11 protein-coding genes are annotated in these 16,066 nt (G+C 57.3%); 5 read left to right on the top strand and 6 right to left on the bottom strand.

Going from position 1 to position 16,066, the window contains the following annotated elements:
* The first annotated feature begins 5 nt into the window (after nt 1-5).
* The 3 genes from pqqC to pqqE are packed head-to-tail and all read left to right on the top strand — an operon-like array spanning nt 6 to nt 2,274.
* The gene (gene pqqC / locus V7Z75_RS00360) at nt 6-758 is read left to right on the top strand and encodes a pyrroloquinoline-quinone synthase PqqC (protein WP_334106295.1); all 753 of its coding nucleotides are present in this window, start codon (nt 6-8) and stop codon (nt 756-758) included.
* On the top strand, nt 730-1,038 hold the full coding sequence (pqqD, locus tag V7Z75_RS00365; RefSeq protein ID WP_334106297.1) for a pyrroloquinoline quinone biosynthesis peptide chaperone PqqD: 309 nt from the start codon (nt 730-732) through the stop codon (nt 1,036-1,038). The genes pqqC and pqqD overlap by 29 nt, the downstream gene beginning before the upstream one ends.
* 42 nt (nt 1,039-1,080) lie before the next feature.
* Nucleotides 1,081-2,274: a pyrroloquinoline quinone biosynthesis protein PqqE gene (gene pqqE, locus V7Z75_RS00370; protein ID WP_334106299.1), complete on the top strand. Its 1,194-nt coding sequence runs from the start codon at nt 1,081-1,083 to the stop codon at nt 2,272-2,274.
* A 95-nt stretch (nt 2,275-2,369) separates the two neighbouring features.
* Here pqqE and V7Z75_RS00375 read toward each other — a convergent pair whose 3' ends face one another.
* The 6 genes from V7Z75_RS00375 to V7Z75_RS00400 form a co-directional block, all read right to left on the bottom strand.
* Nucleotides 2,370-3,008: a DedA family protein gene (locus tag V7Z75_RS00375; RefSeq protein WP_334106301.1), complete on the bottom strand. Its 639-nt coding sequence runs from the start codon at nt 3,006-3,008 to the stop codon at nt 2,370-2,372.
* Nucleotide 3,009: 1 nt separating this feature from the next.
* Nucleotides 3,010-6,414 carry a transcription-repair coupling factor gene (mfd, locus tag V7Z75_RS00380; RefSeq protein WP_334106303.1) on the bottom strand — a complete coding sequence of 1,135 codons (3,405 nt, stop codon included), beginning with the start codon at nt 6,412-6,414 and terminating at the stop codon, nt 3,010-3,012.
* Between the two features lie 155 nt (nt 6,415-6,569).
* On the bottom strand, nt 6,570-6,851 hold the full coding sequence (locus V7Z75_RS00385; RefSeq protein WP_334106304.1) for a DUF2934 domain-containing protein: 282 nt from the start codon (nt 6,849-6,851) through the stop codon (nt 6,570-6,572).
* Between the two features lie 79 nt (nt 6,852-6,930).
* Nucleotides 6,931-8,406: a metalloprotease TldD gene (gene tldD, locus V7Z75_RS00390; protein WP_334106306.1), complete on the bottom strand. Its 1,476-nt coding sequence runs from the start codon at nt 8,404-8,406 to the stop codon at nt 6,931-6,933.
* A 136-nt stretch (nt 8,407-8,542) separates the two neighbouring features.
* Nucleotides 8,543-9,400, bottom strand: a complete 858-nt coding sequence (locus V7Z75_RS00395; RefSeq protein WP_334106308.1) for a carbon-nitrogen hydrolase family protein — start codon at nt 9,398-9,400, stop codon at nt 8,543-8,545.
* Nucleotides 9,401-9,462: 62 nt separating this feature from the next.
* Complete coding sequence (locus tag V7Z75_RS00400; RefSeq protein ID WP_334106310.1) at nt 9,463-13,320, bottom strand: YhdP family protein; 3,858 nt, start codon at nt 13,318-13,320, stop codon at nt 9,463-9,465.
* 206 nt (nt 13,321-13,526) lie between these two features.
* On the opposite strand from V7Z75_RS00400, the gene V7Z75_RS00405 reads away from it, so the two are divergent.
* Nucleotides 13,527-15,428 (top strand): ATP-binding cassette domain-containing protein, encoded by a 1,902-nt coding sequence (locus V7Z75_RS00405; RefSeq protein WP_334106312.1) that lies wholly within the window; start codon nt 13,527-13,529, stop codon nt 15,426-15,428.
* A gap of 36 nt (nt 15,429-15,464) precedes the next feature.
* Nucleotides 15,465-16,031, top strand: a complete 567-nt coding sequence (locus V7Z75_RS00410) for a hypothetical protein (RefSeq protein ID WP_334106314.1) — start codon at nt 15,465-15,467, stop codon at nt 16,029-16,031.
* The last annotated feature ends 35 nt before the right edge of the window (nt 16,032-16,066 follow it).

The following is a 16,066-nucleotide window of genomic DNA, read 5'->3' on the forward strand; positions in this document are numbered from 1 at the left end:
CGTTAATGAACGCACCAGTGACAGACAACATCCCCTGGACCCGTGAGGAATTCGAGCAGCAACTGCGCGACAAGGGTCGGGGCTACCATATCTATCATCCATTCCATGTGATGATGTACGAGGGCAAGCTTACACGTGAGCAGTTGCAATGCTGGGTCGCCAATCGCTTTTATTACCAGATCAGCATCCCACAAAAAGATGCTGCCATCATGTCCAACTGTCCGGACAAGGAAATCCGCAAGGAATGGATACAGCGCATCATCGACCATGATGGCGATGCCAACACTGAAGGTGGTATTGAGGCATGGATCAAGCTGGGAGAAGCCGTGGGGTTGAGCCGGGAAGAGATTACCTCCCTTAAGCTGGTTTCACCTGGCGTGCGCTTTGCTGTTGATGCCTATGTCAACTTTGCCAAACAGCGGCCATGGCAGGAGGCGGTTTGCTCCTCGCTTACCGAGTTGTTCGCCCCGCATATCCATCAGCAGCGCATCAGTTCCTGGCCTGAAATGTATCCTTGGATCAAGGAAGAAGGGCTGATCTATTTCAAGAAGCGTCTGACCGAAGCCAGACGTGATGTCGAGCAGGGGCTAGCCGTGACGCTGGATTATTTCAGCCAGACGCGCGAATTGCAGGAAAAAGCGCTGGATATTCTGCAATTCAAGCTGGACGTGCTCTGGGTCGTTGCCGACTCTATTATGCTGGCTTCAACCAATATCAAGGTGGAACACGATGTCGACTATCTCAAACAACCAAGATAATGCCAGCGTCGGCATGGATGACATCTATGCCATTGCGCGCCATTACCGCTTCCAGTGGGAAGAGGCGCAGGGCTGCTATGTCCTGCTGTTTCCTGAAGGCATGATCAAGCTAAATGGTGGAGCGGGAGAAGTCATCAAGCGCGTGGACGGGCAACGCAGCGTGGCGCAGATAGTGGCCGATGTTCAAGCTGCATTTCCTGATGTGCCGGATATCCAGGCCGATGTCATCGCCATGCTGAACCTGGCGGTGGAAAAGGCCTGGCTGGAGAAGCGTGCGTAATCAGGCGGCCTGTGGCAGGCGCATGACGCGGAGGAGCGAAAAATGAGTACTACTGTACAACAAAACAATGGTGTAGCTGCATCCAAGACCAATACCCAACCGTTGTGGCTGTTGGCGGAGATCACGTATCGCTGCCCCTTGCATTGCGCTTTTTGCTACAACCCGACCGATTACGACAAGCACACCAAGAATGAACTAAGTACCGAACAGTGGATACAGGCATTGCGGGATGCCCGCAAGCTGGGCGCATTGCAGCTTGGCATCTCCGGCGGGGAGCCCTTGCTGCGGGACGATATTGAAGAGATCGTGGCGGAAGCGCACCAGCTGGGGTATTACACCAACCTGATCACCTCCGGCGTGGGGTTGACGGAAAAACGCATTGGCGCCTTCAAGGAGGGTGGGCTGGACCACATCCAGCTTTCCATGCACGACATCACCGAGGAAATCAACAACTTCATTACCAATACCAGCACCTTCAAGCTGAAGAAAAAAGTCGCGGCCATGATCAAGGATCATGGCTATCCCATGGTGCTCAACGTGGTGATCCATCGCTACAACATCAAGCACGTCAAGGAAATACTGGAAATGGCCGAAGCACTGGGTGCCGACTTCGTCGAGCTGGCCAATACCCAGTATTACGGCTGGTCGCTGGTCAATCGCAATCAACTGATGCCGACCAGGGAACAGATCGATGAAGCAGAAGCCGTGACCAACGAATTCCGCCAGAAAGTCGGCAACAAGATGAAAATCTATTTTGTCGTGCCCGATTACTTTTCTAACCGCCCCAAGAAATGCATGAACGGCTGGGGCGAAGTGTTCATGATCGTCACCGCCAACGGCGACGTGCTGCCTTGTCATTCCGCACGCGTATTGCCTAACATGAGCTTTCCCAACGTCAAGGAAAATGGCCTGAAATGGGCCTGGGAAGAATCGCCTGCCTTTAACAAATATCGTGGCGACGACTGGATGAAGGAGCCATGCCGCAGTTGTGATGAGAAGGAAAAAGACCTGGGCGGCTGCCGCTGCCAGGCATTCCTGCTCGCCGGAGATGCGGAAGCCGCCGACCCGGTCTGTACCAAGTCACCTCACCGCCACCTGATCGACGAAGCCATCGCCAACGCGCAGAAACCCTATCTGCAAGCCAGGCCCATCTTGTTCCGCAATGACAAGAACTCGCGTAAGCTGATCGAGGGAGAGAACAAAGAGTTGGTGGAAGAATTCCACGCCTTGCCTTGATACCTCTGTTGATTTGGTCAGGAGCCTGATGCAGGAAAACTCAGGCACATCGTGAATATCAGATGTGCCTGAGCTAGATTAGGAACTGCCGAAGATCAATGATGATCGTGGTGATGCACCCGGCGGATAGCCTTGAAATGCCGACGGATATACCATACGGCGAAGATAACGCCAGCCACTACCAGCACGATGTGGAACTGGTGGAAATAGACTTCCAGATCCTCCCAATGCTGGCCGAACTTCATACCCGCATAAGCCAGCAGGTAGCACCAGATCAGGGAACCCAGGAAGGTATAGATCACAAATTTTCCCATCGCCATGCGGGCCACGCCTGCAGGGAAGGCAATGAAAGTGCGTACTGCGGGAAGCAGGCGGCCAATAAAGATGATGATATCACCGTATTTGGCAAACCAGCGGTCAGCCAGTTGCAGGTCGTGGTGGGAAATCAGCACCCATTTCCCATATTTCTCTACCATAGGCCTGCCGCCGAACATGCCGAGATAATAAGCCGGAATGGAGCCCACCACACAGCCGATCGCGCCTGCCAGCGCCACACCCCATAAGGTCATTTCTCCCTTGAACACCAGAAAGCCTGCGAACGGCATGATGATTTCCGAAGGCAGGGGAATGCAGGCGGATTCGATTGCCATCAGCAGCACGATGCCGCCGTAGCCCATGGTCGAGATAACGCCGATGATCCAGGCGGCAACAACCGCAATGAGTTTTTCCAGCATGTCAGGCGAGTTCCTTTAGCAATTGTTTGATGAAGTCGGTGCGTTGCGTAATGCCGGGGTATTGTACCGTAACCCTGAGCTTGTCCGGCCCGTTCATGCGGCAGCGGCGGTCGCGCTGCAGCAGGGCGATGAGCTTGGTCGGGTCGAGCTCGGTGCTGGGTGCGAAGTGCAATTGGATAGCGGAGTCGCTGGCATCTATCTTGTTGATGCCCAGTGGTTTTGCAGCGATGCGTAGGCGGTGGCAGGCCATCAGCGCTTCGCCTTGCTCGGGCAGCAGGCCGAAGCGGTCGATCAGCTCTTCCTGCATGGTGTCCAGGTCGTCATCGTGGTTGCAGTTGGCCAGGCGCTTGTAGAGCACCAGGCGTTCATGCACGTCCGGGCAATAATCGTTGGGCAGCAGGGCGGGCGTGTGCAGGTTGATTTCCGTGGTGACGCCCAATGGCGCCGAGAGATCGGGTTCCTTGCCAGCCTTGAGTTGCTTCACGGCGTGGTTAAGCATCTCGGAATACAGCGTGAAGCCGATCTCCTGCATTTCCCCGCTTTGGCTGTCGCCCAGCAATTCGCCCGCGCCACGGATTTCTAGGTCGTGCATCGCCAGGTGGAAGCCTGCGCCGAGGTCTTCCAGTAATTGGATGGCATCCAGGCGCTTCTGCGCTTGCGGGGTGATATTGCGGTCGGGGTCGGTCAGCAGATAGGCATAGGCCTGGTGGTGCGAGCGGCCCACGCGCCCGCGCAATTGGTGTAATTGCGCGAGGCCGAACATATCGGCGCGGTTCATAATGATGGTGTTGGCCGTCGGCACGTCGATGCCGGTTTCGATGATGGTGGTGCACAGCAGTAGGTTGAAGCGCTGCTGGTAGAAATCGCGCATCACGTGTTCCAACTCGCGTTCGCGTAACTGGCCGTGGGCGATGCCGATGCGGGCCTCGGGCAGGATTTTCTCCAGCTTTTCCTTCATGACGAAGATGGTGTCCACTTCGTTGTGCAGGAAATACACCTGGCCGCCGCGCTTGAATTCGCGCATGGCGGCCTCGCGGATGATGCCTTCGGAATAATGGGTGGCGAAGGTCTTGATCGCCAGGCGCTTCTGCGGCGGCGTCGCAATCACGGAAAATTCGCGCAGACCTTCCATCGCCATCGACAGGGTGCGTGGAATCGGCGTCGCGGTCAGCGTCAGCACGTCCACCTCGGCACGCATGGCCTTGAGCTGCTCCTTCTGGCGCACGCCAAAGCGGTGTTCTTCATCGAGGATGACTAGACCAAGATTTTTGAATTTCACATCTTTCTGGATCAGGCGATGGGTGCCGATCACAATGTCGATACTGCCGTCTTCCAGCCCCTTGAGCGCCTGGGCCTGTTCTTTGGCCGTACGGAAACGTGAAATTTCGGCGATTTTGACTGGCCAGTCGGCGAAGCGGTCGCTGAAGTTGTTGAAGTGCTGTTCGGCCAATAGCGTTGTCGGTACCAGCACGGCCACCTGCCTGCCGCCCATCACGGCGACGAAGGCGGCGCGCAGCGCGACTTCAGTCTTGCCGAAACCGACGTCGCCGCATACCAGTCGGTCCATGGGGCGGCCAGATTGCATATCGTTGATGACGGCTTCGATGGCAGAAAGCTGGTCTTCGGTTTCCTCGAACGGGAAGCCCTCGGCAAACGCTTCGTAATCCTGCAATCCTAGCTTGAAGGAATGGCCTTTGCGCGCGGCGCGCTGGGCGTAGAGGTTGAGCAATTCGGCAGCGGTGTCGCGCACCTGCTTGAGTGCTTTCTTTTTGGCTTTTTCCCAATGACCGCTACCGAGACGGTGCAATGGTGCGGATTCGGGCGGGCCGCCAGAATAGCGTGAGATCAGGAACAGTTGCGAAACGGGAACATAGAGCTTGTCGTCGCCTGCATATTCGAGCAACAGGAATTCGGTCTCGCCTTCGCCGAAGTCGATATTGACCAAGCCGCGGTAACGTCCGACGCCGTGCTGCTCATGCACGACCGGGTCATGCTCGCGCAGTTCCGAGAGGTCTTTCAGCATGCCTTCGGTATTGCGCTGCTTCTCTTTGTCGCGGCGGCGCTGCTGGCGTACGGTGTTGGCATAGAGCTCGGCTTCGGTGACGACGGTGATACCGTCTGCTGCGAAGCCGCCATGCAGCGGGCTGATGCCCAGCATGACGCTGGCCTTGCCGGACTGGAAGTCCTGCCAGTTTTCCGCCAGCTCGTAGGCAACGCCATGGTCGGCGAATAGCTGCGCCATGGTTTCGCGACGCCCCAGGCTTTCCGCGGCAATCAGGATCCGGCCCTTGTTGTTGCGGATGAAGCCCTCCAGCTTGTGCAGAGGATGTTCCGAACGGCGTTCCACATCCAGCGGCGGCAGCTTGTTGCCTTGCTCCACGCTGAGTGTGATGCGCCCCCAGGCATGGCATTGGCTGAAAAAGTCCTCCGCCTTGATGAGCAGGGCTTCCGGTTTGAGGATAGGGCGCTCGGGATCATGCGCCAGTTGGCGGTAGCGCGATTGGGCGTCCTGCCAGAAAGACTGCGCCGCCTGATCAAGGTTGCCGTGCAGGCAGAGCACGGCGTCTGCGGGAACGTAGTCCAGCAGCGTGGCAGTCTGCTCGAAGAACAAGGTCAGGTACCATTCGATGCCGCCGCTCGCGAGGCCTTTGGAAATATCCTTGTAGATGCGGCTGCGCGAAGGATCGCCCTCGAAGGTTTCGCGGAAATTCTGGCGGAAGCGTGCAATGCCGGCTTCATCCAGTGGAAACTCGCGCGCGGGCAACAGGCGGATTTCTGCCACCGGGTAGAGGCTGCGCTGAGTATCGACATCGAAGGTGCGGATGGTCTCGACCTCGTCGTCGAACAGATCCAGCCGGTAGGGAAGGGCGCTGCCCATGGGGAACAGGTCGATAAGGCCGCCGCGCACGCTGAATTCACCGGGGCCCATGACCTGGCTCACATGGTGGTAGCCGGCATTGGCGCACTGGCCGCGTAGCGCCTCGACGTCCAGCGTCTGGCCTTTTTTCAGCATGAAGGTATGCGCGTCGAGATAGGCATTCGGCGGCAGGCGGATCAACGCCGTGGAAACCGGCACCAGCACGATGTCGCAACTGTTCTGGCTGATCTGGTACAGGGTCGCCAGCCGTTCCGAGATCAGGTCGGGGTGTGGCGAAAAGTGGTCGTAGGGCAGGGTTTCCCAATCCGGCAGCAGATGCACGCGCAATTGCGGCGCATACCAGGGAATTTCCTCCAGCAGGCGCTGGGCGTCGAAGGCGTTGGCAGTGATGACGACCACCGGTGATTTCGCTGCCGCTTGCGCGCGTTGCGTGGCAAGCTGGGCCAATGCTAGGCTGTCGATGCCGGAAGTGAGTGGATTGACGCGGGAGGTTTGACCGGTTGCCGGGAGGGGCAGGGAAAACTGCATGAACTGTGCCGTTACATATGGGATAAACGACTTATTATATCCCCGGATAGGTAAGGCAAGCCAACGCTGGGATCAAGATTTAGAGGATTGAGAATACATAGACACGGCATACCAGACTGTCCGTGGACGGACATGCCGGGTAGCCGATTCGGGAGTTATTTGCTGAGTAGTTTGTTGATCTGGGCCTCTGCAGCTGTCCAGTATTCGACCGGACTACCTGCGAACCCATTGCGTTCAGCAAGAAAATAAGCAGCGACTTCTACCATGCGATAACGCTCTTCAGGACTGATTTGAGATACGACACTATCCGCACTCTTGGCCTTGCTGGCAGTAGTAGTTTTCCTTGTTGTGGTTTTCTTTTCGGCTACGGGCTTATCGGCAGGAGGTTTGCGAGTCGTGGTTTTTTTCGCAGTTGTTGTTTTTGGATCTGTAGCCATTTTGGTTCCTTTCTTATGGTCGGGATTGCCATGCTGCTTTTAATGAGGGATGAAGGCGGTAACCTTCATCTCCATCATATTAAACCGTTCCACCTACCGTCAAGCCGTCTATACGCAGGGTAGGCTGGCCTACGCCCACCGGTACGCTTTGACCTTCCTTGCCGCAGGTGCCGACGCCACTGTCGAGTGCCATGTCGTTGCCTATCATGGAGACACGGGTGAGCACATCCGGGCCGTTGCCGATCAGGGTCGCGCCCTTGACCGGATAGGCGAGCTTGCCATCCTCGATCATCCAGGCTTCCGCGGCGGAGAACACGAATTTGCCGCTGGTGATGTCTACCTGGCCGCCGCCGAAGTTAGCGGCATAAAGACCGCGTTTTACCGATTTGATGATTTCCTCGGGAGCCATATTGCCGTTGAGCATATAGGTATTGGTCATGCGCGGCATGGGAATGTGGGCATAGGATTCGCGCCGCGCATTGCCTGTCAGTGCCATGTTCATGAGTCGGGCGTTGAGGCTGTCCTGCAAGTAGCCGCGCAGGATGCCATCCTCGATCAAGACAGTGCGCTGGGTGGGGTTGCCTTCGTCGTCAATATTGAGCGAGCCGCGGCGGTTACTGATGGTGCCATCATCGACTACGGTCAGCCCCTTGGCAGCAACCTGCTGGCCGATGGCATTGCTGAAAGCCGAGCTTCCCTTGCGGTTGAAGTCGCCTTCCAGGCCGTGGCCGATGGCTTCATGCAACAGAATGCCGGGCCAGCCTGCGCCGAGCACCACTGTCATGCTGCCTGCAGGAGCAGGGCGCGCTTCCAGGTTTACCAGCGCCTGATGCACGGCTTTCTGCGCGTAATCCTGCAGCACTTCGTCAGTGAAATAACTGTAATCAAAACGGCCACCGCCGCCAGCGGAGCCTTGTTCACGCCTGCCGTTCTGTTCGGCGATGACCTGGATGGACAGGCGCACCAGCGGACGAATATCAGCGGCCATCATGCCGTCGTGACGCGCGACCATGACGACTTCATATTCGCCCGCAATCGAGGCCATGACCTGGGTGATGCGCGGGTCGGCCTTGCGCGCGAGCATTTCCAGACGCTCTAGCAGCTTGACCTTGGCGGCTGCGCTCAATGAGTCAATCGGATCCTGTGGCACGTAAAGCTGGGGTGCGCTGATCTGCTGCACGGCCTGCGCCTGCTTTTCCTCACCGAGCGCGGCGATGGCGCGGGTGGCATTGGCCGCCTGTTGCAGGGCGGGCAGGTTGATATCGTCGGAATAGGCGAACGCGGTTTTCTCGCCGCTGACCGCGCGCACCCCCACGCCCTGATCGATGCTGAAATTGCCAGACTTGACCTGGCCTTCCTCCAACCCCCAGCTTTCCGCGCGGCTGTACTGGAAATAGAGGTCGGCATAATCCACCTCATGCGACATGATGCTGCCAATGACGCCTTGTAACTGCCCCACATCCAGACCGCTGGGCGCAAGCAGGGTATCGGTGGCGGTAGCGTAATGCGAATGTTCAGCAGGGCTGGAAGCGTTGGGCAAATGGTCAGGTTTCATGTCGGGAAATCTTCAGGGTTGGGGGTAGATACCATCATAGCAGCCTGGCGCGGCAACGGAGCCAGGTATTTCATAGTGATAGTCAAGAGTTGGGGCCGCCTGGCAGATTTTTCAAGCCAGGCGGGATATGGGTTGATTAGAGCTTGCGATGCTTCAGCACGGGCAGGCTTTTGCGCAGGCTTGTCTGATAGGCGGTGTTGATGGATGAAATGACCACGCCGGAACCACGCGGCAGCCTGTCCTGCACGACGCCCCATGGGTCCACGATCATGCTGTTGCCGTGTGTTTCACGGCCCGAAGCATGGTAGCCGCCCTGCGCGGACGCAATCACGTAGCAAAGATTTTCAATGGCACGCGCACGGACTAGCGTCTCCCAGTGCGCCTTGCCAGTGGTTTCGGTAAAGGCGGAGGGGATAACGATGATGTCCACATCCTCCATGGCGCGGTATAGCTCGGGAAAGCGTAAATCATAGCAAATGGAAAGGCCCAGCTTGCCAAAAGGTGTATCGACGGTTACTACTTTGCTGCCAGGCTCTATGGTGTTTTTTTCTTGATAGTGCTCTTCGCCCTGATCAAAACCGAACAGGTGAATCTTGTCGTAACGCGCGGCCAGCTTGCCCTTGTCATCGTAAACTAGGCAGGCGCTGCGTACCTTGTTCGGGTTGTCGCATTCCAAAGGCACAGAGCCACCGACGAGCCAGATCTGGTATTTCTTGGCGGTCTTGGAAAGAAAGCGCTGCATAGGACCATGGCCTTCCTTTTCGCGAGCTGCCACCTTGTCGGTATCTTTGAGGCCCATGATGGCGAAATATTCTGGTAGCACAACAAGCTTGGCTCCCATGTTGACGGCAATTTCGATCAAGCGCTCGGCTTCGCTCAGGTTGGCCGCCACGACAGGGCCGGAAGCCATCTGGATGGCGGCAACACGGTTGATGCCCGGAATGGAGTTCTTGGTCTTGCTCTTGGTGGTTTTTTCTCGTGAGGTAATAGCCATTGTTTTTTCCCTGGACGGATATAGATAATCAAGTGGTTTTATTACATTATGATGGCCAGGCTCTATTTGCCTAACGGCAAGGGCTCCGTGCTCTTGTTGTTACGCTTATTATCCTTGACTTCGACCGGATTGTCCCAGGTGCCGACAAACTCATATTCGGAAGCGGCAATCTGGTTCAATGGATCCTTCAACAGTTTCTGCGCAATATAGGTAGCGGCCCCTACAATCGGCCCACCTGCCAGCGCGGCAATCGACAAGCTGTCGCTGACATAGGGCGTGACCTTGACCTTGAGATGCTGGGTTTCCTTCTGCAAATTGGTCTCTCCGTTCATCTCCACCAGCGCGGTCGGGCCTTCGATGCGGAAATCGTCGCTGCGCATGATGCCTTCGTCGATGCGCACATTGGCGCCGATCTTGTCGAAGGTAAAGCCACTGCTGAATACATCACGGAAATCGAAAGTGAGGCGGCGCGGCAGATTCTGCAAGGTCAGCACGCTGAACAGGCGGCCCACGCCGGGCTGAATCTTGAGAATCTGGCCCTTGCGCACGTCGAGCTGGAGGTCGCCGCTCAATTTCGTGGTTTCAAAATCATGCGGGCTGCCCGGCCACTTGAGTTGGCCGGTGAGGGTGCCTGTGCCGTCCTTGATGGCATTGGGGTAGCCGAAACGCTCCAGGGTCTTGCCAACATTATTGATTTTCCAGTTGATATTGAGGCGGGTATTGGGCGCGCGTTTCCAGTTATGCCATTCGCCATCAGCATTCAGCTCGCTCTCGGGGGAAGAGATGCGCAGCCTTTCTATGCTCCAGTCGTTGTTGTGCTCGTTGGCAAGCAGTTCCAGCTTGCCCAGTTGCTTGGTGCCATGAGAGAAGCTATCGGCGACGATATTCAGCGAAGGATATTCGCTGATATTGCTTTGCTGGCTGAATTGGCCCTGTGTGCGCAGCATGGCCGTATCCGGGGTGGATGAGGGGAGATTCAGGTATTTGAGGCGTGCCAGCACTTTGCCGTTGCTCTGGTTCTGCCATTGGACATCGCCGGCCATTTCCTTGCTTTGCACCTGCAATTGCCAGCCGTCGCTGATCGCGGTGGCAGACAGCTTGAGTTCATTCAGGCGGCGGTCGAAAGCATCCAATTTCTTGATGTCGAGATCGACCTTGCTGATGTCGATGCTGCTCCCATTGGTTGCCTGTTTACTGGGGGAGCGGCTGTTGGCCAGCTCGCGCCATTCATCCACATCAAGATGCTCGATCTTGCCATGCACTGAAATACCGCGCTGCTGGGGTGAGAGCGCCGGCGCGGCATTGAAACCGATATCGCCCCGCTCGATTTTCCATGCGCCATTGGATTGCTTGGAGCGCATGAATAAAGCGCCCAAGTCACTGCCATAACTGATGCTGATATTGTCTTCAGTCGGGCTGAGCTGTTTTTTCTCTATGCGCAGCGGGACGTTGTCGTTCATTGCCTTGTTGAGCGGGAAGGGCAGGCTGGAGGTGATGCCTTGCAGGTTGGAGACTATAGTGACATCGGCCCCGTTTGCACCGACATTGATATTACTGCTCCAGTTCGCGGAGCCGAACACGCGGTTGAAAATGCCGCTATCGAAGCTGGAGCGCAAGCCGCTATCGCTGACCTGTCCGCGGGCGGTGATGCGCATGGTCTTGTTCTTGCCGGAAACCAGGCTGATTTGCGCCGACCCGCCGTAAATCCAGGCGGCGAGGTTTTGTCCTTTCAGACCATTCTCGGTGAAATCCAGCTTGCCGTTGATGCGTGAAAGCGGCGGCACATCTTCGCTGGACATGCTGCCGTTGATAATGGTGTAACTACCCTTGACCTTGGTGGCATCCACGTTATTGAGCGGAATCTGCAAATCTAGCGCGAGCTTGCCGTTGCCGCTGGTTTCCAGGCCTTGCGTGAAGCCGCCAGTGATCTCGGCGAGCGGGCTGGAATTAAGATACTGAATACCGTTGCTGATTGGCCCCTGGCCTTCGCTGACCACGCTGAGGATAGGATGCTCTGCTGCCAGGTTGGGGATGACGACCTGGCTCTTGATGACCTGGGTACCCAGTGTAGTGCCCTTGTTGGCATTGAGTTCCATGCGGTTGCCTTCAAACAGCATGTCCAGTGCAATATTCTCGATGGCGGGCCATTCCGAGGCGAATTTCAGCTCGCCGTCATGGATTTTTGCCTTGACCTGGAATAAGCCGGTCTTGTTGCCCGCAAACGGGAATTCAGCCAGGTTGCCCTTGATCACGACACTCACATCCTCGCTCTTGCCTGCGAGGATGGCATGATCCAGCCATTCGGTCGTGTGGGGACCGAGCACCAGCGGATAGTAGAAGCGGGCATATTTGCCGTCCACGCGGTTGAACTTGGCCATCAGCTCAAGCAACCCACCCTTGATATGGTTGTGCTGGAAGCTGGCATTGATTGCCCCGGCAAGATGCTGGTTGGCAATGTTCAGGTTACTGACGCGGATTTCCGGTTTGCCATCATTGCTGCGCCAGCGGACCTGCCCCGTGAGTTTGTCCGCAGGCAGCGGCCAGCGCAGGATGCCCTTGAAATCCAGCATGGCATCACGGGAATTGAGCGTGAGGCTGCCGCCTTTTTCATCCGCATTGATATTGCCGCTCAAGCCCTTGAAGCCGGGAATGCGCGCATACGGCATCATCCCCAGTTCGCTGAACTGCGTGCGCAGCTTGTATTTCTCGGGGAAGCCGCCCTGGCTCGTCCATTCCAGGTCAAGTTTACGCAACTCGCCTGTGGGCTGGATTTCCTCAAGAGCTTGTTTGACCTTGTCCGGCAAGGGCAGATGGGAAGCGAGAAGATAGGCAGATGGCAGCGAGATTTCATCCAGGACGACATTGCCTTCCAGCGTTTGCTTGCCTGCCACCTGGCGCTCGCGGATAGCCAGCTTGCCATCCTGCATGTTCAAGCCATTGGTCGTGATAATCTTCAGATGTTCGGCTGCCAGCTCCTGCCCGTCCGGGAGTCTGGCCCATTTCAATCTGCCGGAAAGCGTTTCCAGACGCGCCTCCGGTTGATCTTTGAGGATATGGCTTACCACGTTATGCAGAATGACATCGCTGGTGAGTTTCCGTGGCTCGCCATTGGCAAACTCCAGCCAGGCGCGGGTAGCGCCAAAACCCTGGCGGATATCGATCAATTGCTCCGGCAGCCATTGCCGCCAGGTGGCGATATTGACGCCGTCGGCATGGACATATAAGGTGCCGCGCCAGGCATTTGGCTTGCTGATGTCCTTGCCATAAAAATTGCCGCGCAGATCAATTGGTCCAGAAGCTTCCACAGAGGGCACGGCCTGCAGGCCAAAGCGGTGCTGGCCGACCAGGCTGCTCCAGGCAGGGTTCTCGATCCGCAGGTTGAGCTTTTCCAGACTCAATGGTTTGGCTTTTCTCAGGTCGTCATGCCAAGTGACGCTGGCATTGCGCACATCAATGCTGGCCTGGCGCAGCAGCCAATTGGCGAATTCCGGACGGGAGGGTCCGCCTGTGGCGATCCCAGCAATATAGATGGTGCCGTCTTCCTCCCGGCGGATGCTCAATGCCGGGTCGTGAATGGTGAGCGAACTGAGGCGCGGTTCCAGCAGCGCGATGCTGAGCCATGAAACGCTGGCTTCGATATGGTCGAAGGAAAGGGCCACGCGCTGTTCAGTGTCGTAAATGTCGATATTGCGCAGCGAAAGATGTGGGTTGAGGCCGTTCCAGCTCGCGTGAAGCTGCTGGATGGTGACGGTCTGGCCCAAAGCCTCGCTGACCTTGGTGGCAATGCGTTCACGGTATTCGCCGATATTGGGCAGGATCAGGTAGCGCAGGCTGAGGACGATGACGGAAAAGGCAATGATGGCGAACCATAGCAAGGCAAGCGTGGCGCGGTAGCACCATAACAGGGATTTTTTGACCATTTCGTTTATTGCACCGTCATCGCCGGAAACCGCGCGAACCGTGCCTGTGGGCTACATATTGAAGTATGGCTAGAGTATTTCATTGGCACGGGGCTTGGTCAACGCTTGAGAGGCGAAAGTTGTTGCAATTGGCTTACAATGACGATTGTTGACAATATTCCCCGCGAACAACGTTCCTGTTTTGTACATCATTTGAGTAGAAATTCTTGATTCAGTTAAAAAATATCAGATTATACCGCGGCGTGAAGTGTCTGGTCGAAGGCGCCAGCTTTCAGCTCCATCCCGGCCATAAAGTCGGCCTCACAGGCGCCAACGGCGCCGGAAAATCCAGCGTGTTCGCCATGTTGCGCGGCGAATTGCATCCGGAATCCGGCGAGCTGGACATCCCGCAACATTGGAATATCGCGCATGTCGCGCAGGAAACCCCAGCCCTGCCGGACGCCGCGATTGAATTCGCCTTGGATGGCGATGCCGAGCTGCGCCAAATAGAGGCGGAACTGCGCGAAGCAGAAGCGGCAGGCGAGGGCGAGCGGGTTGGTGAGCTCTATGCCAGGCTGGGCGAGATAGAAGGCTATTCCGCGCGCGCCAGGGCTGCGGAATTGCTGCATGGACTGGGATTTTCCACGGCCGATCTCACGCGGCCAGTGTCCGATTTTTCCGGCGGCTGGCGCGTGCGGCTCAACTTGGCGCAGGCGCTGATGTGCCGTTCTGACTTGCTGCTGCTGGACGAACCCACCAACCACCTTGATTTGGATGCCGTGATCTGGCTGGAAAACTGGCTCAAGGATTACCGTGGCACGCTGCTGCTGATTTCGCACGACCGGGATTTTCTCGACGCCATCGTCAACCATATCGCGCATATCGAGCAGCAGAAGCTGACGTTATACAAAGGCGGTTATTCGGATTTCGAACGCCAGCGGGCCGAGAGGCTGGCGCAGCAGCAGGCTAGCTATGAACGTCAGCAGCGCGAAGTGGCGCACCTGCAGAAATACATCGACCGTTTCCGTGCCCAGGCGACCAAGGCCAGGCAGGCGCAAAGCCGCATCAAGATGCTGGAGCGCATGGAGCTTATCAATGCTGCGCACGTGGATAGCCCGTTCAGCTTCAGCTTCCGCGAGCCCCTGGCCGCGCCCGACCCTTTGCTGGTGCTGGACGAAGCTGATGCAGGCTATCAATCCACACCGATTTTGCAGCGCATCATGCTGACATTGCGCCCGGGCGAGCGCGTCGGCCTGCTCGGGCGTAACGGTGCGGGAAAATCCACCCTCATCAAACTACTGGCGGGCAGCATGCCGCCGTTGCAGGGCAAGCGCGTGGAAGGCAAGGACCTGCGGTTGGGCTATTTCGCCCAGCATCAACTGGAGCAACTGCGTGCCGACGAATCGCCTTTGCAGCATATGCTGCGGCTGGACCCGGCCACGCGCGAGCAGGAGCACCGCAACTACCTGGGCGGTTTCGATTTCCGCGGCGATATGGCCACCAGCGCCGTCGGCGCGTTTTCCGGCGGCGAAAAGTCGCGCCTGGCGCTGGCCTTGCTGATCTGGCAACGTCCGAACCTGTTGCTGCTGGACGAGCCGACCAATCACCTTGATTTAGAAATGCGCCACGCCCTGACCATGGCCCTGCAGGATTACCAGGGCGGCATGGTGCTGGTCTCGCACGACCGCGCCTTGCTGCGCGCGACCTGCGACCGCTTCCTGCTGGTGGCGGACGGCAAGGTGCAGGAGTTCGACGGCGACCTCGAAGATTACCGCGACTGGCTCAACGAGCAGCGCCAGCGCGACAAGGAAAAGGAGCAGGAAGAAAAGCCCGCTACCGTTCCCAATGCCAGGGCGCAGAGCAAGGCCGAACGCCACGCGCGTCTGCAGGAGCGCCGCCCGCTGCTCAAGGAACTGGAGCAGGTGGAAAAGAAAATGGCCGCCTGGCAGCCGGAGAAAAACCAGCTTGAACAAGCATTGGCCGCGCCCGAGCTATACCAGGAAGCCGACAAAACCCGTTTGCAAACCTTGCAGAAACGCCAGGCCGAGCTTGAGCAGCAACTGCACCAGGCCGAGGAACGCTGGCTCGCATTGCACGAGCAGCTTGAAGCCTTGCCGGAAATCAGCTGAACGCCAATATTCAGAAAAACAAAGGAATCCCGAGTCATGGAAATACGCTATTCCCAACGGTTGAGCCTCACCTACGCCCTCTGTCTCAACGAAGCCCGAGCCGATGCCGGGGAGCCGCCCAGCACCAACCTGGAAGACTACGACGCGCTGGAAGCCGCGACCTATCTCGCCTGCTACATCACCTTCCGCGCCATCCAGGATACTGGCCGTTCCCCTGCCGATGAGCGTGTCGAGAACTTCGACATGCTCGCGGTCTACCAGGCCTATGCCATGCTGGCGTATACCTACCTGACCCTGCCGCTGGGCGAAGAGGGCATGGAACCCGACTACCAGGCCGCCGCCGTCACCATCGCCCGCTCCCTGTTCGCCGAACTGGAAAATGAAGAACTGGCTGAAATCATCGAATCAGGCAACCACAAATACCAATTGATCGGCGACGCGGAAGTCGAGCACTGGATGAACTACCGCCAGGACATCGAGAAAGTACTCATGGCATTCATCATCGCCGCCACGGACGAAGAAGCGCCATTCGACAAGGAAGAACTGGTGCCAATGCTGGGGGCGCTGCTGAGTATGTTGTGTGAGGCGTTTGCGAGTGAGTAGAGGTGGGCATTGAATGAATGCTACATGGGCTGAAG

This window comes from Methylobacillus sp., from assembly GCF_036844465.1.
Classification (GTDB): Bacteria; Pseudomonadota; Gammaproteobacteria; order Burkholderiales; family Methylophilaceae; genus Methylobacillus.

What these genes read in the sequence shown, in the direction of transcription:
- V7Z75_RS00375 (WP_334106301.1), bottom strand. Translation starts at nt 3,008, where the DNA reads ATGCTGGAAAAACTCATTGCGGTTGTTGCCGCCTGGATCATCGGCGTT.
- pqqD (WP_334106297.1), top strand. Translation starts at nt 730, where the DNA reads ATGTCGACTATCTCAAACAACCAAGATAATGCCAGCGTCGGCATGGAT.
- V7Z75_RS00400 (WP_334106310.1), bottom strand. Translation starts at nt 13,320, where the DNA reads ATGGTCAAAAAATCCCTGTTATGGTGCTACCGCGCCACGCTTGCCTTG.
- pqqC (WP_334106295.1), top strand. Translation starts at nt 6, where the DNA reads ATGAACGCACCAGTGACAGACAACATCCCCTGGACCCGTGAGGAATTC.
- V7Z75_RS00385 (WP_334106304.1), bottom strand. Translation starts at nt 6,851, where the DNA reads ATGGCTACAGATCCAAAAACAACAACTGCGAAAAAAACCACGACTCGC.
- V7Z75_RS00410 (WP_334106314.1), top strand. Translation starts at nt 15,465, where the DNA reads ATGGAAATACGCTATTCCCAACGGTTGAGCCTCACCTACGCCCTCTGT.
- mfd (WP_334106303.1), bottom strand. Translation starts at nt 6,414, where the DNA reads ATGCAGTTTTCCCTGCCCCTCCCGGCAACCGGTCAAACCTCCCGCGTC.
- V7Z75_RS00395 (WP_334106308.1), bottom strand. Translation starts at nt 9,400, where the DNA reads ATGGCTATTACCTCACGAGAAAAAACCACCAAGAGCAAGACCAAGAAC.
- pqqE (WP_334106299.1), top strand. Translation starts at nt 1,081, where the DNA reads ATGAGTACTACTGTACAACAAAACAATGGTGTAGCTGCATCCAAGACC.
- tldD (WP_334106306.1), bottom strand. Translation starts at nt 8,406, where the DNA reads ATGAAACCTGACCATTTGCCCAACGCTTCCAGCCCTGCTGAACATTCG.